Origin of the sequence: Cytophaga hutchinsonii ATCC 33406, from assembly GCF_000014145.1 — a bacterium.
In the GTDB taxonomy this organism is placed as follows: Bacteria; Bacteroidota; Bacteroidia; order Cytophagales; family Cytophagaceae; genus Cytophaga; species Cytophaga hutchinsonii.
In genome coordinates, this window is the sequence record NC_008255.1 from 1,076,096 (window position 1) to 1,103,036 (window position 26,941).

Sequence of the window (26,941 nt, forward strand, 5' to 3'; positions counted from 1 at the left end):
TTCCATGAATTTAAATTCATACTAATGAAGCACTTATACAATCAAGTACTTGTTTGTTTATTGATGTTATCAGTTTTGTCGGTTTCTGCGCAAAACTTTCAGCAAGCGAATAAAATTGCCGGTGCCGGCTATAATAAATTATACGATGCTACGACAGATGCCTCAGACAATTTTTATGCAATAGGGGCATTTGCCAGCACAATAACCGTCCCTCAAAGCTTTGGAGGGACAAGTACACTGGATAAAACATTCTTAATTAAATATGATCCAACTGGTGCTGTAAGCTGGCTTAAAAGTATTACAGGCAGTAGTGTGAAAGGATATCGCGTTGCTGTTGATGCATCCGGGAATGTGTTCATTGCCGGTTCTCTATACGGTTCGTCTGTTTTTTTCGACGGCTTTAACGCGAAATATTCGTTAAATGGTCCTTCAGGAACAGTGCCGGATGGTTTTATTGCTAAATATGACAAGAACGGTTTTTTTATTTGGGCAAGAGCTATTGGTTCAGCTGCACGAAATGATGAAATATTTGATATGACCATCGATAAAGACGGTGATGTATATGTTGTGGGATATATCAGTACGGATGCAAAAGTTTACGGAAGAGATAGTGCTCTGGCACAAGGGCCGTATGGTTCAGACATAGTATCTCAGGGAGGATCTCCGGGGTTGCTGGATGTAGTTGTTGCTAAATTTAAAAACGATGGTTCGTATCAATGGGGATTCAGTTTGGGAAGTACAACCGGAGCAGAGAGAGGTACATCAATTACAGTAGATCAAAATAAAAATGTATATGTTGCCGGTGAGTTATATAATTCATTTGATGTTGATCCGGGAACAGGTGTTACTACTATTCAGGAAAGTATGCCGCAAGGTAGCGGAGATATATTTATTGCAAAATATTCAACAACCGGAAGTTTTTTAAACGTGGGGCAAATTTCAGGGGGGAGTGTAGAAAAGGTTAACCGAATGCACGTTGGTAACTCGGGTGTATTAAATGTAGCAGGTTCTTTTGTAGATTATATTGATGCCGATATCAGCAGTGGTGTTCAAAATCTGACTGCTAATGGTGATATAGGTAGTGATGCATTAATTGCAGCATATGATCTCAATACGTTTGCTCCTGTTTTTATTCAGCAGATGGGAGGAGCCGATGTAGATGACGAAGCGGTTAGTATTAAAGCAACTGCTTCGGGCGAGATATATGTTACAGGTTTTTTCGCCGGTTCAGCGGTAAATTTCAATCCGGCAGGTGCAGCACTTAATTTATCCAGCGTTGGTAATAAAGATGTATTTATTGCAAAATATAATTCAAGCGGTGTTAACCAGTGGGCCATGGGTGTTGGTAGTGCAACAGAAGACAGAGGTACTGCGATCGATTTTAACGCTGCAGGTTTTGTGTATGCCGGCGGTTATTATACAGGTACCATTGGCGATTTTGACCCCGGAGCAGGTACTTCAACACTTACAAATTTAGGCCAGGAGGATGCATTCTGGGCTAAATATCAGGAATGCAGTGGAACACCTGTCATCACAACACAACCGGTAGGTAAAACCGTATGTGCAGGTGCCGCAATAAACATGACCATTGCTGCAACGGGTTCTGGTGTTACGTATCAATGGAAAAAAGGATCAGCAAACGTTGTGAATGGAGGAGCAATCAGTGGAGCTACATCCTCGTCCTTGTCTATTTCGCCATCGGTTGCATCTGATGCCGGTTCATACACCGTTGTAGTAACTTCATGTGGTACCAGTCTGACATCTTCTGCAGCTCTTGTGGTTGTTAACATTCCACCCGCAATTACTACGCAGCCTGTATCTAAATCAATCTGTTCAGGAGATAATACTTCCTTTACGGTTGCTGCAACAGGTACTTCATTAACGTATCAATGGAAGTTAAATAATGTTGCAATTACTAATAATGCTGTATATGCAGGTGCACAGGCAGCTACGTTAAATCTGGTGGGTGCTACAGCTGCTCAGGCAGGAGATTATACCTGCGTAATAACAGGATCGTGTACACCGGTAGTGACTTCAAGTATTGCAACACTTACTGTAGGTGCAGGAATAAGCATTACTACACAACCCGCAGCTACTGCTGCTTGCTTAGGAGGTGCAGCTACATTTACCACAGCTGCTTCGGGTTCTTCACTTACGTATCAATGGCAAAAAAATGGGGTAAACCTTGTTGATGGTTCATCCATAAGTGGTGCAACTACAAATTCGTTAACAATAACAGGTGTTGTTGCTGGTGATGCAACGAATTATAAAGCCGTTATTACAGGATCATGCGGAAGCATCACTACTTCTGCTGTAAATTTATCTGTAACGTCTTCTCCCACCATATCTACACAACCTCTCGCCTCGCAAAGTATTTGTGCTGGTCAATCCGCTACGATTTCTGTTGTTGCGGTTGGAGGCGTTTCGTATCAATGGAGAAAAAACGGAACAGATTTAACCAATGGAGGTAATGTGAGCGGAGCTTTAACATCGAGTTTACTTTTAACTTCAGTAACATCTGCCGATGCAGGTACTTATACTGTTTTGGTTACAGGTGCATGTGCTCCAACAGCGCTATCAAATAATTCGAATTTAACAATTAATCTGTTACCTGCAATTGGAACACAACCAACTCCGTTAACGAGATGTGCGGGAGCAAATGCAACTTTTTCAATAACGGCAACAGGTACAGGTATTACATATCAATGGAAGCGGAATGGCGTAGATCTGGCAGACGGCGGATCTGTATTTGGTGCAACAACAAATTCAGTAACCATTACTGGAGTTACGGTTTCTGACGCAGGGAATTATACCTGTACAGTTTCAGGAACCTGTTCGCCGGCAATTACTTCAAGTCCGGCGGCGTTAACCGTAAACTCAACTGCAAGTATATCTTCAAGCCCTGCTTCAGCTACTATTTGTGAAGGACAAACAAAAGTATTTACATTAGGAACAACAGGCTCAGGTATTACTTACCAATGGAAAAAAGGAAGCGTGAATCTTGTGGACGGAGGCAATATCAGCGGAGCACTAACAGGTTCTTTAACTATAACGGGAGTAACAACAACCGATGCCGGAAGTTATAGTGTTACAATTAATAATTCCTGTTCGGGAACATTAAATTCAACTGCTGCTGTACTTACTGTTAATACGCTTCCCGTAATAACCAGCCAACCAACCGATGTTACTATCTGCGGTTCTTCAAACGTATCTTTTTCAGTTGCTGCCACTGGTACTGCGTTGACCTATCAATGGAAAAAAGGCGGAGTTAATTTAACGGATGGCGGAACTATATCCGGAAGCAATTCAGCTACACTGACTATCACGCCGGCAGTTGCGGGCGATGCGGGTGTATACACCTGTGTTGTATCCGGAACATGTGCGCCAAGTGCAACATCTTCTCCTGCGAATTTAGCCGTAGGCACGGTTGCAACCATTGTTACTCAGCCAACAGATAAAGTTGTATGTGAAGGTTCAAGTACATCGCTTGCCGTTACTGTAACCGGAGGAGGTATTAGTTATCAATGGAAAAAGAATGGAGTAGATTTAACGAATGGACCGAAAGTAAGCGGTGCTACAACGGCTACGCTAACGCTTTCAACGATTGATGCCACATTTGCAGACTCCTATACGGTTGTTACCGGTAATACATGCAGCGGATTTATTACATCAAACCCTGCAACGATAACAATAAATGCATTGCCGGCCATAACGGTACAACCCGTAAGTAAATCCATCTGTGCCGGTGCATCAACATCTTTCAGTATCACAGCTACAGGAGCAGGGCTGACGTATCAATGGAAAAAGGACGGCGCGGCATTAACGGATGGTGGGAATATTGCAGGCGCAACTACAGCAACACTTTCTTTGTCTTCAGTAACAAGTGCTGATGCGGGAATATACATCTGTGTAGTAAACGGTACATGCCCACCTGCCGTTACTTCAACAAATGCCACACTTACAATTACTTCAGGTAGCAGTATTATTTCTCAGCCCGTATCCAAAGCGGCATGTTCGGGAAGTTCTACCGTATTTGTTTGTGATGCAACAGGTGGTTCGTTAACCTATCAATGGAAAAAAGATGGTGTTAGCCTAGTGGATGGCGGAAATATTTCCGGCGCACAAACCTTTACGCTGACAATTTCATCTGTTACTGCAGCTGATGCAGGAGATTACGTATGCGTAATTTCAAGTGCCTGTTCAGCACCATTAACTTCAAATACCGCTTCGTTAACGGTTAATGCATCAACAACCATTAGTTCTCAACCAACAAATGTAACCATATGTGAAAGTGGTGGAGCGTCATTTACAGTTGCAGCAACGGGAACAGGATTAACGTATCAATGGAAAAAAGCAGGTTCACTGATTACAGGTGCTACCGCTGCAACATATAGTATTCCTGCTGTTACAGCAGCCGATGCAGGTTCATATGTAGCAGATATTACAAGTAGTTGCGGTGTTTTGTCAAGTAATGCGGCAACATTAACCGTGAATACTCCAATAGTCATTACCACTCAACCTGTTTCTGTAAGTGCATGTCCGGCAGAAAGTATAACGTTTAGCGTTATTGCAACAGGAAATATCACTGCATATAAGTGGCAGAAAAATGGTGTTGATCTGGCAGACGGCGGAAATATTTCCGGTGCAACGACCAATATACTTTCAATCTCTTCAATAAGCGCTTCCGATGAAGATAATTATACGGTAGTATTAACAGCTGTTTGCGGTACAGATGTCACATCTTCCAGTGCTGCATTATCATTGGCAACTGCGCCTGTTATTTCTGCACAGCCAACCAACAAATTAGTTTGTGCCGGACAGACATTAACATTAACAATCGGCGTTACAAGCGGGTCTTCGGTTACGTATCAATGGCAGAAAGATGGTATAAATCTTATAAACAGCGGTGCAATTTCCGGTGCAACCAGTGCTACCTTAACAATTACAAATGTTTCAGTTGCGGATGAAGGGACGTACGTTTGTATGGTAGCAACGAGCTGTTCAGCGCCCACATCAAGTGATCCTGCAGTAGTAACTACTACAATTTCTTCATCTATTACACAACAGCCTATTACTGCGAATATTTGTAATAATCAATCTGTATTATTCAAAATAACCATAGCCGGTGCCGGTATTGTATATCAGTGGCAATTTAAAGCAAATGCTGCTACGTCTTATTCAGATCTGACAAACGGTGGGAAATATAGCGGAGTCAATACAGCAAGTTTGTCAATTATAAATTCAACTGCTTCAGAAGTTGGATCATACAGATGCATGGTGACAGAAGTGTGCGGCGCTGTTCAATATTCAGCACCGGCAGCTTTGATCATTGATTCTCCAACAATTGTTCAGCATCCATTCCCGCAATCAATCTGTATCGGACAGCTTGCTAAATTTACAGTAGGTGCTACGGGCAGCAATTTAACCTACCAATGGTATAAGGATGGTATTGCGCTGGCAAATGCGGGAAGAATTTCCGGGGCTAAGTCTGCAACCATAATGATTACATCTACAACACCCGCTGATAATGGAGAATATGTATGTCAGGTTAAAGGTGTTTGCTTACCGCCTGCTACTTCTCAGGAAGGTATCCTGACGGTATCTGTTTGTACATCCGTTATAGGATCTGAATTAAATGACAACAACGTTGTAATTTATCCGAAACCAGCAGATGTATATGCTACTATTGAAATAAAAGACAATGAGGGAACAGATGTATCAATTGCAATATTTGATGCACAAGGTTCTTTAATAAAAATAATTCAGCAGTCAATCGAAACCGTAAACACAAAAATCAATCTTAATACAGCTGAATTACCTCAAGGAATGTATTTTGTACAAATACAAATAGGGGATGAATTCTATACGGATAAAGTTGAAGTAATTCACTAAACCGTATTGTTTTCATGCAGACAATTCAGTAGTTTGTATTACAAAACACACTTTTAATTATGATGAAAAAAACGATCCTACTTCTAACCATACTAACTACATTCTGTAGTTATGCTGTAAAGTCGCAGACATCAAATTTGGTATATAGTCTGGGTAAAACCGGCTCAACTATTGAAATTACTTCTATTGCTTCGGATGCAAGTAATAATATATATGTATGCGGAAGTTTTACAGGAAGCAGCGTTGATTTTAATCCGCTGGGAACAGCGGTTACTAAAAGCTCATTAGGCGGTACAGATGGTTTTATAGCAAAATATAATGCTGCAGGTGAACTTGCTGCGGTAAACACCTTTGGAAATAGTGGTGCAGAAAGAGCAGGCAAAGTGTATGTAGATGCTACGGGTGTTTACATGCTTGCAACAGTAGCTGCCGGTATAGTAAAATTTGATCCCTCTGATTTTGGTACAAGTGGTGGGAGTGGTGCAATGGCATTGGTTAAATACAACGATCAGCTTGCTTTACAAAGCAGCATATTAGTTAAGAAGGCCGCTGGCGGAACAGGAGATTCTTTTAATGATATAAAAGTTAGCGGCACAGATATCTATGTTACCGGAGCATTAAATAACAGTGCTGTAGAATTTAATCCGCTAGGAACATCAAAGCAATTGACGCCAAATGGTTTTACAGATATTTTTGTTGCTAAATATAATGCTTCATTGATTTGCCAGTTTGCGTTTAATGTTGGTGGAATAGACGGAGATGCCGGTAAGGGGATCGATGTAGATGGTTCAGGTAATATTTATGTTACGGGTTATTTCAGAGGCCAGGGCATTAATCTGAATCCAATGGGTACAACCAGTGTATATGAAATTGGTGAAGCTGAAGAATTAGCAGGTGCTGTAGGAGATGTATTTGTTGCAAAATATAGTCCAACTACTGCCTGTCAGTGGGCAATCAATATAGGTACCGCATCTGCAGATCAGGGAACGGATATTCTGGTTTCAAATGCAGGTACTGTTTATGTTGGAGGTATTGTGAAAGATGATATTTTACCGGCAGATTTTAATACGGCAAACCCGGAAACAAATATATACGCAGGTCATGGTTTAAACGATATTTTTGTTGCGAGTTATACAACAGCGGGTATTTATAGCTGGCACCTTGGTACAGGAAGTACCCAGCAGGATGATTTAGCTACGATGGCTTTTGATGCAAGCGGAAACATTCTTATAACAGGATTTGCAGGCGGGAATGTTAATTTTGGCAATGGACAGACAATTTCAGCGCTAGGTGGGTCAGATGTATATTTTGCAACCGTTTCAACTTCCGGGACCGCATTGTCTGCTTACAACGAAGGTGGTTCTGGTAATGAACAAGGTAATGGAATAGCTGTAACAGCTGCCGGAAATATTTTACTTACCGGAAATTTGTCAGCAAGCGGCGATTACGATCCAACAGCATCTCCTGCAGGATCAATTACATTAAAAGGCGCTCAGGATGGATTTGTTGTCCGATACGGGCCTGCCTGTACAGCACCTGTAATAAATGCACAGCCAACAAATATGGTTACCTGCCAAGGCATAAGTACATCATTTTCTGTTACAGCAACCGGAGCAACTTCTTATCAATGGTATAAAAATGGAAGTGCAGTAAGCGGTGCAACAACAGCTTCTTATACAATATCTTCACCAGTTGCTGCAGATGCAACAACCTATACAGTTGATGTTATTAATACCTGCCAAACCATTACTTCAAATACCGTTTCATTAACCGTTGATCCGTTAATTACCGGAGGAACTATAGGAAATAATCAATCTATATGTAGTGGTACAGTACCAGCTTTTCTCATAGAAGTTTCACCCGTTACAGGTGGATCATCAACAGCAATACCTACCTATATGTGGCTGTCTTCTCCTGATGGAGTATCTAACTGGACAGCAATTTCAGGTGCAACAGCAAAAACGTATGGTCCGGGAGTTTTAATGTCAACTACGTACTATAGAAGATTAGATTTCAAGGGAGCTTCCTGCTTGCCTGCACCAACAAATGTAGTTACAATCACGGTTGACCCGGCTGTAACAGCAGCAACAATTTCTTCCGATCAGACAATCTGCAGCGGCTCAGTTCCGGCTCAGCTTACAGGTGCTGTTGCAGCTGGCGGTTCAGCAAGTGCTACAGCAAGCTATGTATGGGAAAGTTCCGTAAACGGAACAGGTGGGTGGACAGCCATTTCAGGGGCAACGTTGAAAGATTATACACCAGGAACGCTTACAGCAGATACCTATTACAGAAGAACGGATAAAAAGGGAGCATGTGCAGGTGTTGTATCGAATGTTGTGGCAATAGTAGTTGATGCTCAAGTTGCAGTACCTGTAATATCTTCTCCACAGACTATTTGTATGGGAAGTATTCCTGTGCCGATTGGCGGAGCTCCTGCTATAGGCGGTTCAGCAACAGCAACAGCTTCCTATACATGGGAAAGTTCACCTAATGGTACAATCGGCTGGACAACTATTTCAGGTATAACGGCAAAAGATTATGCTCCACTAACGTTAAGTACTACTACCTATTATCGTAGAAATGATAAAAAAGGGGCTTGTGCACCCAGGATGTCAAATAGTATAGCAATTACGGTTGATCCTGTAGTGACAACACCTTCTATCAGCGCTGATCAGGCAATCTGCTCAGGAACTATACCAGCTCAAATCACTGGCGCAGCTGCAGGTGGCGGTTCAACAGCAGGGACGGCTGTATATAAGTGGGAAAGTTCAGCGAATGGTACAACCGGCTGGACAACAATATCAGGCGCAACAGGAAAAGATTATACACCTGCTGCATTAACAGCTACTACTTATTACAGAAGATCAGATACAAAAGGAGCTTGTTCTGCTGTAGTGTCGAATGTTGTAAAAATTACGGTTGATCCAGTAGTGACAACACCTTCTATCAGCGCTGATCAGACAACCTGTTCCGGAGCAACACCCAATCAAATCGGCGGTGCAGCTGCAGCGGGCGGTTCATCAGCAACAGCTATGTATACGTGGGAAAGTTCTTCTACCGGTATCACTGGCTGGACGATAATATCAGGCGCAACAGGAAAAGATTATACACCTGCTGCATTAACAGCTACTACTTATTACAGAAGATCAGATACAAAAGGAACTTGTAATGCAGCCGTATCAAATGTTGTAAAAATTACAGTTGATCCTGTAGTGACAACGCCTTCCATCAGTGCAGATCAGACCATCTGTTCCGGATCAACAGCAAACCAAATAGGTGGTTCAGCTGCTGCGGGCGGTTCATCAGCAACAGCCATGTATGCGTGGGAAAGTTCTTCTACCGGTATCACTGGCTGGACGACAATTTCAGGCGCAACATCAAAAGATTATACCCCTGTATCATTGACAGCTACTACTTATTACAGAAGATCAGATACAAAAGGAGCTTGTGATGCAGCCGTATCAAATACAGTAAAAATTACTGTTGATCCAGCTGTAACAGCACCGGCAATTTCTGCTGATCAGACAATCTGTTTCGGTTCAACACCTGCTCAAATCGGCGGTTCTGCAGCAACAGGTGGTTCAGCTACTGCAACAGCAATATACAAATGGGAGAGTTCTGCTAACGGTACTACCGGGTGGACAACTATTTCAGGAGCAACCTTAAAAGATTATACACCTTCAGCATTAGGAGCAACAACCTATTACAGAAGATCCGATACCAAAGGAATTTGTTCGCCCGCAGTATCTAATGTTGTTAAGATTACCGTTGATCCTGCGGTAACAATACCAGTTATCAGCGCAGATCAGACAATCTGCAGCGGTTCAGCACCGGCACAGCTCACAGGTGCTGTTGCAGGGGGAGGCTCTGCTACTGCAACAGCTGCCTATATTTGGGAGACTTCATCCACCGGAACATCTGGCTGGATAATCATTGCCAGTGCAACCTCAAAAGATTATACGCCAGGCGCATTAACGGCAACAACCTATTACAGAAGAACAGATATTAAAGGCGTTTGTTCTGCTGCAATATCTAATACAATAAAAATAACCGTCAATCCGATTGTTACACCTTCCGTATCTATTTCTACGCCTGCAACAACAATCTGTACAGGAACTGCTGTTACGTTTAATACGGCACCTGCAAATGAAGGCACTGCTCCAACATATCAATGGAAAAAAGATGGGGTGAATATTTCAGGTGAAACTAATGCATCTTATACAACGACTACAGCAACAAATAGCAGCAGCTATTCGGTAGCACTGACAAGTAATGAGCTTTGTAAAACAACTGCTACCGTACAATCCAATAACATTGTATTAACGGTTACTGCTTCAGCGGCAGCAGCTGTTACTGTTGATGCTGCTCCCGGTAATAGTATTTGTGCAGGTACGAGTACAACATTTACAGCTACACCGGCTAATGGAGGAACTGCTCCGACCTATGAATGGTTTATTGGAACAATCTCTCAGGGAGCACCAAGTACAACAAAAAATACATTTACATCTACAACTCTTACAAATGGAAGCCAGGTAAAGGTTAGGATGGTCAGTAACTCAGGATGTGCAAGCCCTTCTACGGCAGAATCTACGCCAATTGCTATGACGGTTGCTTCTATTCCAACAGTAAACGTTAGTTTAGCAGTTGACAGAATAACAATCTGTGCAAATGAAGCGGTAGTATTTACTGCTACTCCGAGTGGAGGAGGTACAGCACCAATTTATGTATGGAAAAATAATGGCGTTATTATTAATGGACAGAACAGTTCAACATACACTACATCTTCATTAACCGCAGGCAATGCTATAAAAGTAGAAATCACCAGCAATGCAGCCTGTGCAACCACAACTGCTGTATCTTCTAATATTATTTCTGTAACGGTTAATGCTTCTAAAACGCCTTCCGTTTCTATCAGTACAGGAAGTACAACGATCTGTGCAGGTGCTTCAATCACATTCGCTACAAACGCTGTAAATCCTGGAGCTACTCCTGTTTATAAATGGAAATTGAATAATAACATAATTGCAGGTGCAACCGGTAGTTCTTATACAACAACGGCAGCTTCTAATGGAGACGTATATGCTGTAGAGCTTACAAGTAATGCTGCATGTGCAGTACCTGCTACTGTAGTATCGAATGATCTGACAATAAACGTAAATGACGTAACAGTTATTGATGTGCAGCCGGCAAGCCAATCCGTTTGTGCATTAGGCAATACAGTTACATTCAGTGTTTCTGCATCCGGCACCAATCTGACTTATAAATGGAGAAAAGGTTCTGCAGACCTTGCAAATGGTTCTGTCTATTCAGGTGTTTCTACAAAAGATTTAACAATATCCAATATTACTGCTTCAGAGCTTGCAACAAATTACAATGTTGTAGTTACGGGCACGTGCGGAAATGTTACATCAGCAAATACCACGCTTTCTCAAACAACTACAGCCATTACCATTACAACCCAACCTGAGAATCAGACCGTAGTAACCGGCGGTGTTATCACGCTTTCTGTAGCAGCTACAGGGCCTACGCTTACGTATCAGTGGAAGCGTAATGGAACCAATTTGAGCGACGGTGCAAAAATCAGCGGTTCTCAGAGTGCAATTCTTACAATTACCAATGCGCAGCCATCAGATAATTTCAATGATTATGTATGTGTTATTTCAAGTCCGTGTGCTACGCAAAAAACTACCAATCCGGTATCTGTAGTTGTGTCTACGGCAACATCTATACAGAATGCACAGGCACAAGGGTTTTATGTAATGCCAAATCCGTCATCCGGTTTATTTGTGTTGACAAATGAGTCAACACCATTTACGGTTGAGAATATAGAAATCGTTTCTATGCAGGGTGTGGTGGTAGCAACAAAAGCTATTTCAGGAACATCAAATTTAAGTGAAGAAATTCATGCGCAGGAATTACCTTCAGGTATGTATTTACTTATTGTAAAAGGTGAAGGCCAGCAGGCATTGCTGAAAATAGCTATTGATAAATAATTAAAGAAAAATATTCTTATAAAATAAAAGCAGCCCGCAATTCAATCGTGGGCTGCTTTTATTTTACAGGTCTGCCCGGGCGGCAAACAGTTACTTAAGGAGGGAGATATTTATCTGGATGCTACTTCTGTTTGTATTTCTTTTAAAAACATACCGGCTACTTTACACATATTTTTGTCAAGGTCTTCGTAATCGGATTCGTCAAAATCATTGATTTCTTTATACTTCAATTTAACCATTCTGACACCTAATAACAGGTGTACAAGGAACTCTGCATTTTCATGTTTATTCCCACGTTTAAATTCTTTTGTAGTAATACCATATTGTATGATGCCTGCAACGATCTCCACTTCTTTTTGCTTAAAGCTTTCAAAAGCTTTGGCGAAAACCGGCTTGGTATTGTGAAAAAAGTCAGATCGCAATTTTGATAAGTTTAATAAATGACGGAAGTGTAAACTTCGTAGTTTAACATACTTTTTTAATAATGCAGTTGCATCGATCCCTGAATTAAGAATTTTATCCATTTCATCAAAAAAAACATTCTGTTCCTTCTTAATGACAGCTTCGAATAACGTTTCTTTATCAGGGAAATAATAATATAAAGAGGCTTTACCCATGCCAACATCAGACGCAATTTCATTCATGGTTGTTTTGCATAAACCATAATGAGCAAAGCGTTTTTGAGCCGCATTAATAATAAGTTCGAGCTTGCCGTCTTCGTTTTTTATTTTATTGTCAGTCATGCTTTCTTATATGTATCGTTATACGGATTTGCCCGTATAACGATACGCTGATTATTAATGGATAGAAGCAGGTTTGTCTGATTCAGTTGTATTGTTTTCAGGCTTATGATTGCGATAGGCGACCTTTGCGATCAATACATATAATACAGGAACAATAAATATTGCCAGACCTGTTGCTGCAAGCATACCGCCAAATACCGTCCAGCCGATCGTTTGTCTGGAAACAGCTCCTGCTCCGGATGCAACAACTAAAGGTAATACACCAAGAATAAAGGCAAGCGATGTCATAAGAATAGGTCGTAAACGTAATTGCACCGCTTCGATGGTTGCTGCAACAATTTCCATTCCTTTGTCCACACGTTCTTTTGCGAATTCAACAATAAGAATTGCATTTTTTGCAGCCAGACCAATCAACGTAATTAAGCCAATCTGGGCATATACGTTATTGCTTAACTTAGGTAAGAAATAAAGTGTAAGGATTGCACCAAATGCACCCAATGGTACCGCAAGCATAACAGAGAACGGTACAGACCAGCTTTCATACAAGGCTGCAAGGAATAAGAATACAAACACAATAGAGAGTGCAAAGATATAAACGGCACTTGATCCGGATTTGATTTCCTCTCTGCTTAAACCCGAGAACTCATATCCATAACCTGCCGGCAATACCTGCGCTGCAACTTCTTCCAGTGCTTTAATAGCATCACCGCTGCTGTAACCCGGTTTAGGTGTACCATTGAATTCAGCAGAACGGAAAAGGTTATAATGTGATATCAACGGAGCGTTTTCAACTGCTTCGTACGTTGCCAGTGAGCTTAACGGAATCATGCTGCCGCTTACATTACGAACATAATATTTATCAAGATTGGTAATGTCTTTACGGAATGTAGTATCCGCTTGTGTAACAACACGGAAGTTTCTTCCATAGATAGAGAAATCATTGATGTAGCGGCTACCCATTAATGTCTGAATAGTGGAGAACACATCGCCTGTTGATACACCCATACGTTCACACTTCACCCTGTCAACATTGATTTTATAACCCGGAGCACGTGCTGTAAAGAATGTAAAGGCACGGGCAATTTCAGGACGCTTGTTTGCTTCCATCATAAATTGTTTTACCACACGTTCAAATCCTTTGATGTCATCGTTGCTTTGTTTCTGTTCAATCATAAAACTGAAACCGGAAGCTGTACCCATACCCGGAATAGGAGGTGGGGGAATAACAATGATATTAGCTTCTTTAATGGCGGCAAATTCTTTCTGGAATTGTCCGATGATTGCTTCTACCTGCATGGAAGCATCTTTGCGTTGTGCCCATGGTTTTAGCTGGCAGAATAAGGTTCCGCTATTTGATTTTGAAGAAAAGGTAATCGCATTCAAACCACCTAAGGCAGCAAAGTGATTTACAGAAGGGTTTTCTTTTACAACCGCCATGATTTTTTTCATTACTTCAAGCGTACGTGTTGTAGAAGCTCCATCCGGAAGTTCAAAGGTAATAATCAAACGACCTTCATCTTCTGTAGGAATAAATCCGGTGGGTTTTGCTTTGAATAAACCAAAGGTAGCAACGAAAATACAGATCAATAATATGATTGCGATAGGAGCTTTGCGGATACAGTATTTTACGCCATTTGAATAGGAGGCAGTAACGCGTGCAAACCAATTGTTAAATTTAAAGAAGAATTTATTTAAGCCACGTGAATTTTCATCCAGGTGCATAGGTCTCAATAACATCGCACAAAGTGCCGGTGTTAACGACAAGGCAACAAATGCAGATAATAATACAGATACCGCAATGGTGATTGCAAATTGCTGATACAAGCGGCCTACAATACCAGGAATAAATCCAACGGGAACGAATACAGCAGCAAGGATCAATGCGATCGCGATAACCGGTCCCGAAATATCCTTCATGGCTTTAATTGTCGCTTCTTTCGGAGAAAGTTTTTCATGGTCAATGTAATGTTGTGTGGCTTCTACCACAACAATTGCATCATCCACAACAATACCGATTGCTAATACAAATCCGAACAGTGTTAATGTATTTACCGTGAAACCAAGCGGAATGAAGAAGATGAATGTACCGATAATTGAAACCGGGATTGCAAGGATCGGGATCAATGTTGCCCTCCAGCTTTGCAGGAATAAGAACACCACAACAATTACAAGTAATAATGCTTCCACAAGTGTATGTACAACTTCATCAATGGATACATCAACTACAGAAACAGATTCAAACGGTACTACATATTCAACATCATTCGGGAAAGATTTTTTCAATTCTTCCATTGCTTTGTATACACCTTCTGCCGTTTCAAGTGCATTGCTTCCCGGAGATTGATATACCAATAAATACGAAGATCTTTTTCCGTCAACAAAGTTATTACTGGAGTAATTGAATTTTCCTAACTCAACGCGGGCAACATCTTTTAAATAAACGATTGAGCCTTCATCGGGTTTTGTACGTACAACAATGTTTTCAAAGTCTGTAGCTTTTTCAAGCATACCGTTTACCTGAATGGAATATTCAAATGCCTGATCGGGCGTCTGAGGAGAGGAACCGATTGAACCTGCTGCAACCTGAACGTTTTGCTGTTGAAGTTTTGCAACAACTTCGTTTGCTGTCATACCATATTGTGCCAGTTTATCCGGGTTCATCCAGATACGCATACTGAAGTTATCTGCACGGGTGAAGATATCACCTACACCTTTAACACGCAGCAAGGCATCTTTAATGTAGATGTTCGTGTAGTTATCCATAAACTTAACATCGTGTGTGCCATTCGGTGAATACATGGCTACGAGCATTAAGATCGTAGGATTTCGTTTACGTACAGTTAAGCCGGTTTTTTTTACATCATCCGGAAGTTGAGGTGTTGCCACACTAACTCTGTTCTGTACATCAAGTGTCGCAATATCAATATTTGTTCCTACATCAAATGTTACATTCATTGTCATAGTACCATCACTTGTACTATTTGTTTGTAGGAAGGACATGCCCGGGCTGCCATTTACCTGCGCTTCAATAGGAGTAGCAATGGTACGTTCAACGGTTTGTGCATCCGCACCGGCAAAGTTACCTGTTACCTGCACAATAGGTGGGGTGATATCCGGGTATTGACTGATCGGAAGGTTCATTAAGGTTAATGTTCCTACCAATGTTATTACAACCGATACTACAATAGCAGTTACAGGTCGTTTTATAAATACATCTGCAATCATATAGGTTCTGCTTTATTATTTTTTAGGTGCTTGAGCTTGTGGGTCTCCGGTTTGTACCGCTACACCATCGCGTAATTTCTGAATGCCTTCAACAATAATCTGTTCGCCAGGTTTTAAGCCTTCCTGAATGACAATGTTTTTGCCAACTACTTTACCAATTTTTACTTTATGTTGTCTTGCCGTATCCTGTTCAACCACATACACAAAGTATTCACCCATTTGTTCAGTAACAGCTTTGTTTGGTATTACAACTACTTTGTCAGCATGTTTATTTTCTACACGTACATTACAGCTCATGCCATCCTTAAGCGCTTTTTTAGGGTTAGGAAACTCAAGACGGATTTTCAATGTGCCTGTCTGCATATCAACAGCCCTGTCCAGAAACAAAATTTTACCCGGGTATGGATAGATGCTGTTATCCGGAAGAGCAAGTGTAAACAACGAATCGTATTTCGTTAATTTCCGTTGCTCTAACGTTACAAAATGTGAGATTTCTTTTTCATTAACAACAAAGTCGATTGAGATCGGGTCGTTAGAAGATACGGTATTCAATTTCGTTTGGCCCGCTGTAACAAATGCACCCATCTTAACCAATGAAATACCTATTGTACCGTCGAATGGTGCAATGATGATTGAATGTTGCAAATCAATTTGCGCGCGTTGTAAATTGGCTTTAGCGGCGGTTACCTGGCTTTCGGCTGTTTGCAGATCAGCTTCAGAATATTCCAGGCGTTGTTGTGTTGTCATTCCTTTTTCGCCCAGCTGTTTGTAACGTTCAGCATCTTTGCGTGTCTTTTCAAAATTTGCCTGCGCGATTTTTAAAGAAGCATCCGCACTTGAATAAGCCGCCTGGTATTTACTTTGCTCAATTTCATAAAGCTTCTGTCCTTTACGAACCTGTTGGCCTTCCTGGAAATAAATACCTGTAATGAAACCGCTTACTTCGCTGTTTAAAACAACGGTATTTAATGCTACCACATTTCCCGGATAGATATCATAGTAGATAGGATCTTTAAGCTCTACTGTGTCTGTTTTTACAGTTGCTGCCGGCGGCATAGCGTTTTGCGGCCCGCCGCCGCATGCTGTTAGTACCAATAGGATTATCAATGTATAAATCCCGGATTGTATTTTATTGTTCATAAAAGTATCTGTTATTCGTTTATGTCTTATTATCTAACAATGTTGCCTACGGCTCTGTCGTAGTCTGCTTTTGAAATTAAGGCTGTGTATACAGCTCTGTAGTAATTTGTTTGCGCCTCAATCAAATCGGATTCAGCTGTTGTTACTTCTACATTTAAAGCAATCCCTGCATCGTATTCAGCTCTAAGTACAGCTAAGTTATCCTGTGCCAGTTTTAAATTTTGTTTTTGAATATTAAAGGACTGAACACTGTTGTATAAATTGATCAATGCCTGTTCAACTTCCAGATTAATTTCTTTTTCAAGCGAACGTTTGTTGTTGTCGGTAATACGCTGTTGAATTTTACTTTGCTGTACTTTGTAGTTTGTTGCAAAACCAGAGAATATAGGTACCTGCAAGCGAAGACCGATCGTTGAATAATCATACCAGCGGGAAGATTGTGTTAAGTCAGAGAAGTGCGTAGCACCCGGGTTATAACCAAAAGACCCGATTGCCAGAAGTCTGGGATAGTGGCCTGCCTGCGCATATTTAACTAAGTAGTGATTATATTTCTGTTGGCTCTCAATGATAGAATATTCAATGCGGTTTGAATACGTAGCTTTTTTTCCTGCGCTAATATTTTTTGAATATCATCAACCATTTCCGGATACAGGCTGTCTGTTAAAATCAAGGGATTCTCTTCAGATAAATTCATCTGGTATCTCAGCATGGAGCGGCTCAACGCAACCGTGCGGACAATTTCCTGACGCTGTTCTTTTACATTGTTTAAGCTTACCAGCGTTCTGCTTACATCAATACTACGCGCAAGGCCTGATTCATAACGGGCGTTGCTTTCTCTATACATCGAATCCAGACTGGCAAGATTTGATTCGATGGCCTTCAGCTGCTTTTCATTTACCAAAACACCATAGTAAGCTTTTGTAATATTCACAGAAACATCAATTCTGGTTTTAGTAATTGTCTTGTCTGCTATTTCCTGATTGGCAACAGCCGTACCTTGTGCTGAAAAGAATGACTGATCAAACAATACCTGCGAGCCTGTTATATTAGGCGTGAATACATTTTTCAAACCAAGTTGAAACGCAATGGGCGTTCCTGTTGGAAGCGGGGAGTTTGCCTGAAACCCGATACCACTTTCTGTTATGTTTTGCTGCACCTTAAAGCTATGTACTAAATCTGCCTGTGCTGAAATCTGCGGAAGTAATCCCGCGCGTACTTCTCCTTTTTGTGCCGTCCTTAATTCACTTTGAAGGTTTGAATTTTTTACATTGAAATTTTCCGTAAGACCGTAATCAATTGCCTGCTGCAGGCTGAAACTACTTGGTTCTGGTGATTGTTGCTGGGCGTATAAGCACAATGAAAGTGTACTCAACAGCATAGCAATGCTTATTTTTTTCATGTGAGGTGGTATTTATTTTTATTCGAAGGAAGGGTATTTTATATACAATACTGCCTGGCTTCTGAAACAAAATTACTAAACTTTTCGACTTTTGTTGTAAAATAGTCGAAAAGTTTAAAAGCTGAATGAATGATAGTATTATTAAAATATTTCATTTAAATATTTTAATAATACGCAGGAGAGATGGGTATAAATTTAAATAAATAGTAAAAAGTAATCATGTATATAAACGTTAGGCATACATTATACGAAGCAAAAAAAAAATCCCCTTTCAGAGTTTAAAAGGGGATTGAATGATTATTGTTTGGCGTTTTCTTTCACATGAATCACGAGCTTCTTACATAAGTCACGGATCATTTCAGCCATTTTGATATCACCGGTAGCATTTTCAATTGAATCGGCCATTCCGCCAATTCCTTCGATTGCAAAACGCTTCATTTCTTCAACAGGCATTTCCTTTGTCCAGATATTAATCTGCATGGTATTCATTTGCGAATGATCCCACAACGACAAAGCAATTGCGTCTGTAGGCAAAGGTTTGTCAGAAGGTCCATCGGTAGCTTCCCAAAGAATAGACTCCGGGATATTTTTATCATCAAGCGTTACGCTGAATTTTATTTCAGAATTTTTCATGTTTCAGTAATATTTCTGCTAATTTCCAGAGGAAATAACTCTAAACCAAATTTAGAAATCGTAATTTATCTTCCCAAAACCATATTTATCAGGCCTTTTCAATGAAGTGTATGAATATCAGTGCAATACTTTTATTTTTTGTTTCTCTATTATCTTTCTCCTGTTCATACCGTACCGAAACAGTTAATAAATCTGCGAAGACGGCTGCTACAACCTGCAGAATCGGATTTTACAATACGGAGAATCTTTTTGACATATATGACGACAAACACAGCAATGACAATGATTTTTTACCTTTGGGCAAACTAAAATGGACAGCAGACCGGTATGATGTAAAGCTGAAACACATAAAAGAAGTTATTGATGGTTTGAATGACCTGTCAACACTGGCTTTGATCGGTATGTCTGAAGTGGAAAACAAAGAGGTTCTGGAAGACTTGTTGAAAAACGATACAACCTTTCAGATCATACATTACAACTCGTCTGACCGCAGAGGAATAGATGTTTGCCTGTTGTATAACCCTGCTTATTTTACTCCGCTTACATCATATTTGTCCAGCTTCGACAAAAGTAATGATCCTGAGCTGTTCTTACGTGAAGTGCTGGTGGTTAAAGGTGTTTTATGGAATGATACGGTACACGTACTGGTTAATCACTGGCCATCGCGCAGAGAAGGTGAAGAAAAATCTGAAACAAAACGTATCGCAGCTGCTATGCTTACGCAGGAGATTATAGATTCAATCATTCAGGTTAATCCATCAAATAATATCCTGCTGATGGGCGATTTCAATGATCAGCCATCCGATAAAAGTATGTCGGTTATGCTGAATCTGAAAACAACAAAAAAAGGTAAGGACGGTGAATTGATTAACCCCTTTAAAGCCTTGCAGGAAGCAGGCGAGGGGACATGTAAATACAAACACGACTGGTTTTTATTTGATCAGATTTTAATCAGTAATTCCATTTCAAATAAAAAAGGATTTCAATTTACGGATGCAGAGATTTATCATCCGGAATGGCTGTATTATAAAAATGATTTGAAATCAGGCCCCTTCAGAAGTTATTTAGGTAATACATATTACGGCGGTTACAGCGACCACTTTCCGGTATACATTGAATTGAAAAAATAAATTCGTTATTTTAAAATAGCTCGTGTTTCAATTTCATCCTGTTTCAATTGCAGAATCAAGGTGTCGATACCGCTGAATTTTACTTCATCACGGATATACGTGATTAATTCCAGTCGAACCGTTTTACCATAGATGTCCTGATTGAAATCAAAAATATGTACTTCGATTGTTCGGCGTTTGTCATTGTTGATGGTTGGCCTGACACCAATATTCAGCATGCCTTTATACCGTTCACCTTCAATGTACGCATACACAGCATACACACCATTTTTAGGAATCAGCTTGTCCTGATCTTCGATAAAAATATTTGCCGTAGGGAAGCCTATTGTTCTGCCTAATTTATTTCCTTCAATAACAAAACCGCGGAGCAGGTATGGATAGCCTAAATTCTGATTGGCAACGGTACTATCACCATTTAACAATGCTTTGCGGATAAGCGTTGAAGAGATCGCTAACGATTCAATTTCCTGCTTGGGTATTTCAATGGATTCAATTTCAAAACGCTCTTTATTCGCATTCAGATAATCAATACTTCCCTCGCGGTTATTACCGAAGCGGTGATCATAACCTAATACCAGGTAACGTGTACCAATGCTTTTGATTAAGATGTTTTCAATGAAAGCGTCTGCTGTTAGCTTTGAAAATTCTTCATTGAAATTCAGAATTAATAAATGGTCAATGTTATATGTATCCAGTAAATGAATTTTTTCTTCAAGGGTATTCAATAAGCCAATAGGTTCTGCATCTTTTTTTAATACAAAGCGCGGATGTGGCCAAAAAGTAATCAATACACTTTCCCCGTTTACAAGACTACTTAGTTCGGTAAGCCGGTTCAGTATTTTTTTATGGCCGATGTGAACACCATCAAAGGCACCAATAGTAACAACGGCTTTGTTTACCGGTTGAAATTCTTTTATGTCTCTATAGATTTTCATATCGACAAAAATTTTTCTTCAAGTTGTTCCGGAGTTAATGCCTGTTTTACAGAAAGGGTTCCGATGCGCTCTCTGCGTAAGGCATTCAGGTGGCCGCCGCAGCCTAATGCTTTTCCAAAATCGTTTGCAATGGTACGTATGTATGTGCCTTTGCTGCAAACAATATTGAAATACACTAAGGGTAATTCTACTTTTGTAATTTTGAATTCTTTAATGAAAACCTGCCTCGATTTAATGATCACTTCATTGCCTTTGCGTGCTTCGTCGTACGCTCTTTTTCCATCTACTTTAACCGCAGAATGAATAGGCGGGATCTGTGTAATGGTACCTAAAAATTGTTTCACCGTTTTCCGGATCTGTGTCTCGGTCAACCCTGAAATATCGGTATGGTTTTCTAAAGGCAATTCCAGATCGTATGATGCAGTAGTTGCACCTAAACCAATAGCACCTGAATATTCTTTTTCATCGGCCATCAGCGATTCAATTGTTTTTGTTTTTTTTCCGGTACAAACAATCAGCAAGCCGGTAGCCAGTGGATCAAGCGTGCCCGCATGACCAACCTTTTTCATTTTTAAAACTCTACGTACTTTTTTTACCACATCAAAGGAGGTCCAGTGATAAGGCTTATCTAAGCACAATACTAAATCGTGCTGGGGGGATTCATTCGTAGGCATGTAATAAAGGGAACGGTTATACGACTTGAAGATCTACGTGCATCGCAAGAAGGATCAATAATAATGCGCCTAATGCAATACGGTAGTAACCAAAAGCCTTAAAACCATATTTTGTAAGGATGTTGATGAAGAATTTAATGGCAAGCATTGCTACAATAAATGCTACCACATTCCCTAATAATAAAAGCGGAATTTTATCTGTTGATTCAAGGATCAATTCTTTTTCATCATATAAACTTTTTGCAGTTGCAGCAAACATCGTTGGTACAGCTAAGAAAAAAGAAAATTCCGCTGCAGCCTTACGCGTTAATTTCTGCGTTAAGCCGCCAATGATTGTTGCAGCAGAACGGGATACACCCGGAATCATGGCTAAGCATTGAAAACAGCCAATCAAAAATCCTGTTTGATAAGAAACTTCTTCTTCTCCTTCGGTTTCATTTTTCTGAAACCATTTATCAACAAACAATAAAACAATACCGCCGACCAATAAGGTAGATGCTACTACCCATACATTTTCAAGCCAGGTGTCAATGTGTTTTTTTAATAGTAAGCCTACAATAGCAGTAGGAATAAAGGCTACAAAAAGTTTGAAATAGAAATCACAACTTTTAAAGAAACGTTTGAAGTATAAAACCACTACAGACAAGATAGCACCAAACTGTATAGCTACTTCAAATACTTTGGTAAATGGATCACTTTTAATACCCATTAAGGCAGAAGTGATGATCATATGTCCCGTAGAAGAAACGGGTAAAAATTCAGTTACGCCCTCAACAATGGCAAGTATAATGGATTCAAGCCAGGTCATTATTACGCTTCTTTCTTAGGTGAATAAAAGATTGCAGCAACTTCCACAATAAGACCCAATAAAACAATCAGCGGGCCAACTGTTAAACCTTTAGTACCGAAGCCATATTCTTCCGTATCCGAAGCCATAATGAAATAACCGATAACCATTAATAATACGCCGGCAATCATTATGATATAATTGATGCTGCTGAATACTAATTTTTCTTTGCTCATAATTGTATTTAGTATAAATCGTCAAGTGATAAGTACATGTATTTTCGTACAGACAGAAAGGAACTGATAAGTCCGATGATTCCGCCTGTAAAAATTAATATTGCGTAAAGTATGTAGGTATGTTCCGGTACATACAGTTTTTTCAGATCTTCAATAGAAACAAAGGCATATTGCTGAAGCGCAAATAACAGACCAGATGCAATAATGCCCCCAATGGCGCCTTGTACCATGGCACGGTAAACAAATGGCTTTTGAATAAAGAACGGACGTGCACCAACCAGCTGCATGCTGCGTATAAGAAAACGTTGTGAATACAACGCTAATTTTATTGTATTGTTGATCAGGAAAAAGGTAACAATAGTAAGTAGCAGTGCAAAGGCAGCAAGCACAATGCCTGCATTACGAATGTTGCGCGTAACTTTTTTTAACAATGCCTCCTCATAAATTACTTCATATACTGCAGGTTCGGTATTCAACTCTTCAATGATGTAATTCATGGAAAGAGAATCGGTGAATTTTTCAGAAACATGTATCGTATAAGAAGCGCGTAATGGATTTTCTTCAATGATTTTTGTGAAATCCTGCCCCGTTTGTTTAATGTATTCTTCTTTAGCCTGTTCCTGAGAAATGTAGGTAATGTCAGGTTTACCGGCAGCATCTCTGATCAGATACTTTTTTTGAAACAGGCCATCTTTAAATGCGGTGGACATTGAATCATTGATGTGATTATGTACATACACCTGAACTTCGCCAACCTGATTATGTATGATTGTTTTAATGGATTGGGCATTGATTAAAATCAACCCGAATAATCCAATAACACTTAAAGATAAGGTAATACTGAAAATTACGGTTGCATACGGAAAACTTCCCAGCACCTTTTGTCTTCTTTTAGTTGTTGTCTCTGCCACGTATTCTATAAAAAACGGAATGGTCAAATTTACCGAAGAAATTTGACCATTCCAATTTGAATACAGGAAGATATGAGATTAATGTGCCTTTAATTGGCTTAATTGTGTCAAAGTAGCTTTATCTGTGATCGGTGTTAAGGTCGTAACCTTTGTTTTGCCCTGAATCAGTTCATAATATTTACCATCGAAGTATAAGAACAACTGCTTTGATGGTGAATTATTCAATTCGTATAGTTCATACGTACTGTTAGAGAAATTACCGTGTAAGTATAATTGGTTGTTAAAGAAACGATATGCAAGATCTTTGTCTTTAACAATATTTACTTTTACCTGACTCGTTGTATTGTTTACACTGCCGTGGTTGATAGCTGACATGTCAACACCATCTGTTTGCGGCTGAATGGTGAACCCACCATCCATTTCTTCAGGAGCAATATCTGTTGTATACGAAGGTGTCTTAACAGATTTTTTATCTGCATTTTCTGTTGCCGAAGTCTTGGAAATTTTATTCTTTGAATCAACTGCAGTTGTTTTACTGGTTACAGAAGCCGCTTTGTTTTCAATACTTGAAGCAAGACCGGTTATATTGTCCGGAGTAGTTTCAGAAATGTTTTCTGATGCTTGAATTGCTTGATGTTGATTTTGTTCAGATAATTTGCTGCCATCTGTTACAAGAGCGTCTTCTTCCTGATTCCCTGTAAATACTGCAAAAGAGCCAACAAATAGGGCTACTACGCCCATAGATGCAGCAAGTTTCAAGTAAGAAGAACCAAACAAACCTGCAGGTTTAACATCAACGCTGTTTAATCTGTTTTTTAATTGCTGATGCCTGTGTGATTTTAAAGCTTCAACAATGTCTTTCTGTATTGATACTTCCTGCTGAAGTTTAGGGTCTGCAGAGATTGCAGCGTTAAATGCTGCTGTGTCTGCAGCGTTTAAATCTCCGCGTAAGAATCCATCAATAATTTCTTCTGAAATGTCCATAACTAGTCAAGAAAGTCACTTTCTTTATATAAAGATTTAACAAGGAGATCCAGCTCCTTTTTACATTTGTATTTTTTTGTTTTCGAAGTGTCCGAATTGGCAAAACCCATCTTTTCGGCTATCTCAACCATCGACAAGCGATCAAAATAATAATAAGTAAGAATATCCCGGCAGGTTTCACCCAATTGCTGAATACATTTATTTATTATTTTAATGCGTTCATTTTTATCCAGGTCAACGACGTCAACTTCATCTTTAACCTCATAAGAAAAACGTTTCTTACGTTCTAATTCTTTTCGCCACAAATTTAAACAAATACTGTATAGGTAAGTGCTTATTTTTGAAGTTAATACAAAATCAGGGTCGCGAGCCTTTTGCCAAAGTACAATCAATGAATCCTGATAAACATCTTTGGCTTCCTCTTCACTACCGTTGTTTTTGACGATCAGTTTGACCATCATCCGGTAATTTTTTTTATAGAGTAAGTCCAAGGTATTCTCATCACCCTGTTTTAGACGCGCTAAAATCTCTTGGTCATTCATGATTTATATACTTTTGACGCTCTTTTAGTAACCCGTAGTTTTTAATTTATTTAGCTGAATGGTATTTTTGTGGATAATTACGTGGATTAGCCCCTTAATTTGTCTAATAAGTTGTTGAAAACAACAATTTCTTCCGCTGAAAGGGTGTGAAGTTTTTCTTCAAATGCCGGAAATTCCACTTCAATCTTCGCCAATAATTCTTCTCCCTTTTTTGTAATGAAAATATCAACAGCGCGTTTATCAGAAGAAGCCTGAGAACGTTCAACCAGACCTTTTATACGTAATCGTTCCACTAATCTGGAAGCATCGCACATTTTGTCAAGCATTCTGTCGCGAAGTAAATTTATCGTAGACGGATTGGGGTGCTGCCCCTTTAAAATCCGCAAAATATTAAATTGCTGGGAGGTAAGGTCAAAATCTTTAAAAAAAGCCTTAGAGGATGATTCTAACCAGTTGTAGGTGAAAATAAGATTAACAACAGCCTTGTTGTAATCGTTTTTGAAAGCCTTTACTTGTTTTATTTCGTCTTCTAATCTCATGCCTGTAACTATTATTTTTTCTGAATGAATGCCAGAAATTCATTTTTCGTTTGATCTTCGGTAAACTTACCAGAATAGTGAGCAGTAATCGTAGTACTTGCGGTATCCTTTACACCACGGGAAGATACACATAAATGTGCCGCATCAATAACAATGGCTACATCTTCTGTTTGCAACGCTTCTTTTAATGCTTCAGCGATCTGTACGGTTAAACGTTCCTGTACCTGTGGTCTTTTAGAAAAATGTTCAACCAGCCGGTTTATTTTTGATAAACCAATAACTTTTCCATTGGAAATGTATGCTACATGTGCCTTTCCAATGATAGGCACAAAGTGATGTTCGCAATAGGAGTAGAGCGTAATATCTTTCTCCACCAGCATTTCACTGTATTTATATTTATTTTCAAATAAACGTATGCTGGGTTTATTCGCAGGATTTAATCCGCTGAATATTTCCTGCACATACATTTTTGCAACACGGTTGGGTGTACCCTTCAGGCTGTCATCTGTAAGATCCAGGCCCAGAATGAGCATGATTTCTTTAAAATGTTTTTGTATCAATTCAATCTTTAACGCATCGTCTTTTTCAAAAGCATCTTCTCTAAGAGGTGTTTCTGCTGATGTTGAAACGTGGTCTTCACCTAATTCATCCATGCTGTCTGATTTATGCCGGGTATTCAACAAAGTTTCGTTCTGTTTCATATAATATCACTTTCAGGTCCAATGACGCGTCGATCAGGGAGCGAAGGGTAGTATAGATTTGTTTTGCAATATTTTCAGCCGTCGGATTCACATCTTTAAACTCTTCACAATCCAGGTTCAGATTTTTGTGATCGTAGCGTGTCAATATATGCTGCTTAATTAAATTACTTAATTCTTTTGTGTCAAAAACATAGCCGGTTATCGGGTCAATTTCTCCAGTTAATTTAACAATCAATTCGTAATTGTGTCCATGAAAATTCGGATTATTACACTTGCCAAATACGGCATCATTTTTTTCATCGCTCCAGGATGCGTTAAATAAGCGATGCGCTGCATTAAAATGTTCTTTCCTGAATATTGCTGTTTTCAATTTTTAACGGTTGTTGGTTGTATCTTAATGAACAAAACTACAATTTCGTATGCTTGATTCCTTTTGTTTTGCAGAATTTATCATTGTTGTTTAACTATTTTTTGTGG

The 26,941-nt window shown here is 39.8% G+C and carries 19 protein-coding genes; 3 read left to right on the top strand and 16 right to left on the bottom strand.

Going from position 1 to position 26,941, the window contains the following annotated elements:
* Positions 1-24: 24 nt before the first annotated feature.
* Positions 25-5,892 (top strand): immunoglobulin domain-containing protein, encoded by a 5,868-nt coding sequence (locus CHU_RS04560; protein ID WP_049755461.1) that lies wholly within the window; start codon positions 25-27, stop codon positions 5,890-5,892.
* A gap of 62 nt (positions 5,893-5,954) precedes the next feature.
* On the top strand, positions 5,955-11,885 hold the full coding sequence (locus CHU_RS04565; RefSeq protein ID WP_011584333.1) for an immunoglobulin domain-containing protein: 5,931 nt from the start codon (positions 5,955-5,957) through the stop codon (positions 11,883-11,885).
* A 110-nt stretch (positions 11,886-11,995) separates the two neighbouring features.
* Here CHU_RS04565 and CHU_RS18800 read toward each other — a convergent pair whose 3' ends face one another.
* The 6 genes from CHU_RS18800 to gldC form a co-directional block, all read right to left on the bottom strand.
* Complete coding sequence (locus CHU_RS18800) at positions 11,996-12,628, bottom strand: TetR/AcrR family transcriptional regulator (RefSeq protein WP_011584334.1); 633 nt, start codon at positions 12,626-12,628, stop codon at positions 11,996-11,998.
* A 54-nt stretch (positions 12,629-12,682) separates the two neighbouring features.
* Positions 12,683-15,853: an efflux RND transporter permease subunit gene (locus CHU_RS04575; RefSeq protein ID WP_011584335.1), complete on the bottom strand. Its 3,171-nt coding sequence runs from the start codon at positions 15,851-15,853 to the stop codon at positions 12,683-12,685.
* A gap of 15 nt (positions 15,854-15,868) precedes the next feature.
* Entirely contained in the window at positions 15,869-16,993 is a 1,125-nt protein-coding gene (locus CHU_RS04580) for an efflux RND transporter periplasmic adaptor subunit (RefSeq protein WP_011584336.1), read from the bottom strand.
* Between the two features lie 29 nt (positions 16,994-17,022).
* Positions 17,023-17,610 (bottom strand): TolC family protein, encoded by a 588-nt coding sequence (locus CHU_RS19120; RefSeq protein WP_081428649.1) that lies wholly within the window; start codon positions 17,608-17,610, stop codon positions 17,023-17,025.
* Positions 17,526-18,392 (bottom strand): TolC family protein, encoded by an 867-nt coding sequence (locus CHU_RS04590; protein ID WP_041932194.1) that lies wholly within the window; start codon positions 18,390-18,392, stop codon positions 17,526-17,528. The genes CHU_RS19120 and CHU_RS04590 overlap by 85 nt, the downstream gene beginning before the upstream one ends.
* Before the next feature lie 297 nt (positions 18,393-18,689).
* Entirely contained in the window at positions 18,690-19,025 is a 336-nt protein-coding gene (gene gldC, locus CHU_RS04595; protein WP_011584337.1) for a gliding motility protein GldC, read from the bottom strand.
* A gap of 110 nt (positions 19,026-19,135) precedes the next feature.
* Here gldC and CHU_RS04600 point away from each other — a divergent pair, with 110 nt between their 5' ends.
* A complete protein-coding gene (locus CHU_RS04600) occupies positions 19,136-20,155 on the top strand; it encodes a hypothetical protein (RefSeq protein WP_041932195.1) in 1,020 nt (339 codons plus the stop codon).
* A gap of 5 nt (positions 20,156-20,160) precedes the next feature.
* On the opposite strand, the gene CHU_RS04605 is transcribed toward CHU_RS04600, so the two are convergent.
* The 10 genes from CHU_RS04605 to CHU_RS04650 all read right to left on the bottom strand — a co-directional run bounded on the left by CHU_RS04605 (position 20,161) and on the right by CHU_RS04650 (position 26,834).
* Entirely contained in the window at positions 20,161-21,090 is a 930-nt protein-coding gene (locus tag CHU_RS04605) for a bifunctional riboflavin kinase/FAD synthetase (protein ID WP_011584339.1), read from the bottom strand.
* Positions 21,087-21,764 carry a tRNA pseudouridine(55) synthase TruB gene (gene truB / locus CHU_RS04610; RefSeq protein ID WP_011584340.1) on the bottom strand — a complete coding sequence of 226 codons (678 nt, stop codon included), beginning with the start codon at positions 21,762-21,764 and terminating at the stop codon, positions 21,087-21,089. The genes CHU_RS04605 and truB overlap by 4 nt, the downstream gene beginning before the upstream one ends.
* A 16-nt stretch (positions 21,765-21,780) precedes the next feature.
* Positions 21,781-22,572, bottom strand: coding sequence for an undecaprenyl-diphosphate phosphatase (locus CHU_RS04615; RefSeq protein ID WP_011584341.1), 792 nt, complete (start codon positions 22,570-22,572; stop codon positions 21,781-21,783).
* Positions 22,573-22,574: 2 nt separating this feature from the next.
* Positions 22,575-22,787 carry a DUF3098 domain-containing protein gene (locus CHU_RS04620; protein WP_011584342.1) on the bottom strand — a complete coding sequence of 71 codons (213 nt, stop codon included), beginning with the start codon at positions 22,785-22,787 and terminating at the stop codon, positions 22,575-22,577.
* 8 nt (positions 22,788-22,795) lie between these two features.
* Positions 22,796-23,698 (bottom strand): cell division protein FtsX, encoded by a 903-nt coding sequence (locus CHU_RS04625; RefSeq protein ID WP_041932587.1) that lies wholly within the window; start codon positions 23,696-23,698, stop codon positions 22,796-22,798.
* Positions 23,699-23,776: 78 nt separating this feature from the next.
* A complete protein-coding gene (locus CHU_RS04630; protein WP_011584344.1) occupies positions 23,777-24,682 on the bottom strand; it encodes a hypothetical protein in 906 nt (301 codons plus the stop codon).
* Positions 24,683-24,684: 2 nt separating this feature from the next.
* Positions 24,685-25,224 carry an RNA polymerase sigma factor gene (locus CHU_RS04635; protein WP_011584345.1) on the bottom strand — a complete coding sequence of 180 codons (540 nt, stop codon included), beginning with the start codon at positions 25,222-25,224 and terminating at the stop codon, positions 24,685-24,687.
* 86 nt (positions 25,225-25,310) lie between these two features.
* Entirely contained in the window at positions 25,311-25,763 is a 453-nt protein-coding gene (locus CHU_RS04640) for a MarR family winged helix-turn-helix transcriptional regulator (RefSeq protein WP_011584346.1), read from the bottom strand.
* Positions 25,764-25,774: 11 nt separating this feature from the next.
* A complete protein-coding gene (folE, locus tag CHU_RS04645; protein ID WP_011584347.1) occupies positions 25,775-26,464 on the bottom strand; it encodes a GTP cyclohydrolase I FolE in 690 nt (229 codons plus the stop codon).
* The gene (locus CHU_RS04650; RefSeq protein WP_011584348.1) at positions 26,427-26,834 is read right to left on the bottom strand and encodes a 6-carboxytetrahydropterin synthase; all 408 of its coding nucleotides are present in this window, start codon (positions 26,832-26,834) and stop codon (positions 26,427-26,429) included. The genes folE and CHU_RS04650 overlap by 38 nt, the downstream gene beginning before the upstream one ends.
* Positions 26,835-26,941: the final 107 nt, after the last annotated feature.

Bases quoted from the DNA above. Each gene is read 5' to 3' on its own strand.
- CHU_RS04560 (WP_049755461.1), top strand. From the start codon at position 25: ATGAAGCACTTATACAATCAAGTACTTGTTTGTTTATTGATGTTATCA.
- CHU_RS04565 (WP_011584333.1), top strand. From the start codon at position 5,955: ATGAAAAAAACGATCCTACTTCTAACCATACTAACTACATTCTGTAGT.
- CHU_RS18800 (WP_011584334.1), bottom strand. From the start codon at position 12,628: ATGACTGACAATAAAATAAAAAACGAAGACGGCAAGCTCGAACTTATT.
- CHU_RS04575 (WP_011584335.1), bottom strand. From the start codon at position 15,853: ATGATTGCAGATGTATTTATAAAACGACCTGTAACTGCTATTGTAGTA.
- CHU_RS04580 (WP_011584336.1), bottom strand. From the start codon at position 16,993: ATGAACAATAAAATACAATCCGGGATTTATACATTGATAATCCTATTG.
- CHU_RS04590 (WP_041932194.1), bottom strand. From the start codon at position 18,392: ATGAAAAAAATAAGCATTGCTATGCTGTTGAGTACACTTTCATTGTGC.
- gldC (WP_011584337.1), bottom strand. From the start codon at position 19,025: ATGAAAAATTCTGAAATAAAATTCAGCGTAACGCTTGATGATAAAAAT.
- CHU_RS04600 (WP_041932195.1), top strand. From the start codon at position 19,136: ATGAATATCAGTGCAATACTTTTATTTTTTGTTTCTCTATTATCTTTC.
- CHU_RS04605 (WP_011584339.1), bottom strand. From the start codon at position 21,090: ATGAAAATCTATAGAGACATAAAAGAATTTCAACCGGTAAACAAAGCC.
- truB (WP_011584340.1), bottom strand. From the start codon at position 21,764: ATGCCTACGAATGAATCCCCCCAGCACGATTTAGTATTGTGCTTAGAT.
- CHU_RS04615 (WP_011584341.1), bottom strand. From the start codon at position 22,572: ATGACCTGGCTTGAATCCATTATACTTGCCATTGTTGAGGGCGTAACT.
- CHU_RS04620 (WP_011584342.1), bottom strand. From the start codon at position 22,787: ATGAGCAAAGAAAAATTAGTATTCAGCAGCATCAATTATATCATAATG.
- CHU_RS04630 (WP_011584344.1), bottom strand. From the start codon at position 24,682: ATGGACATTTCAGAAGAAATTATTGATGGATTCTTACGCGGAGATTTA.
- CHU_RS04635 (WP_011584345.1), bottom strand. From the start codon at position 25,224: ATGAATGACCAAGAGATTTTAGCGCGTCTAAAACAGGGTGATGAGAAT.
- CHU_RS04640 (WP_011584346.1), bottom strand. From the start codon at position 25,763: ATGAGATTAGAAGACGAAATAAAACAAGTAAAGGCTTTCAAAAACGAT.
- folE (WP_011584347.1), bottom strand. From the start codon at position 26,464: ATGAAACAGAACGAAACTTTGTTGAATACCCGGCATAAATCAGACAGC.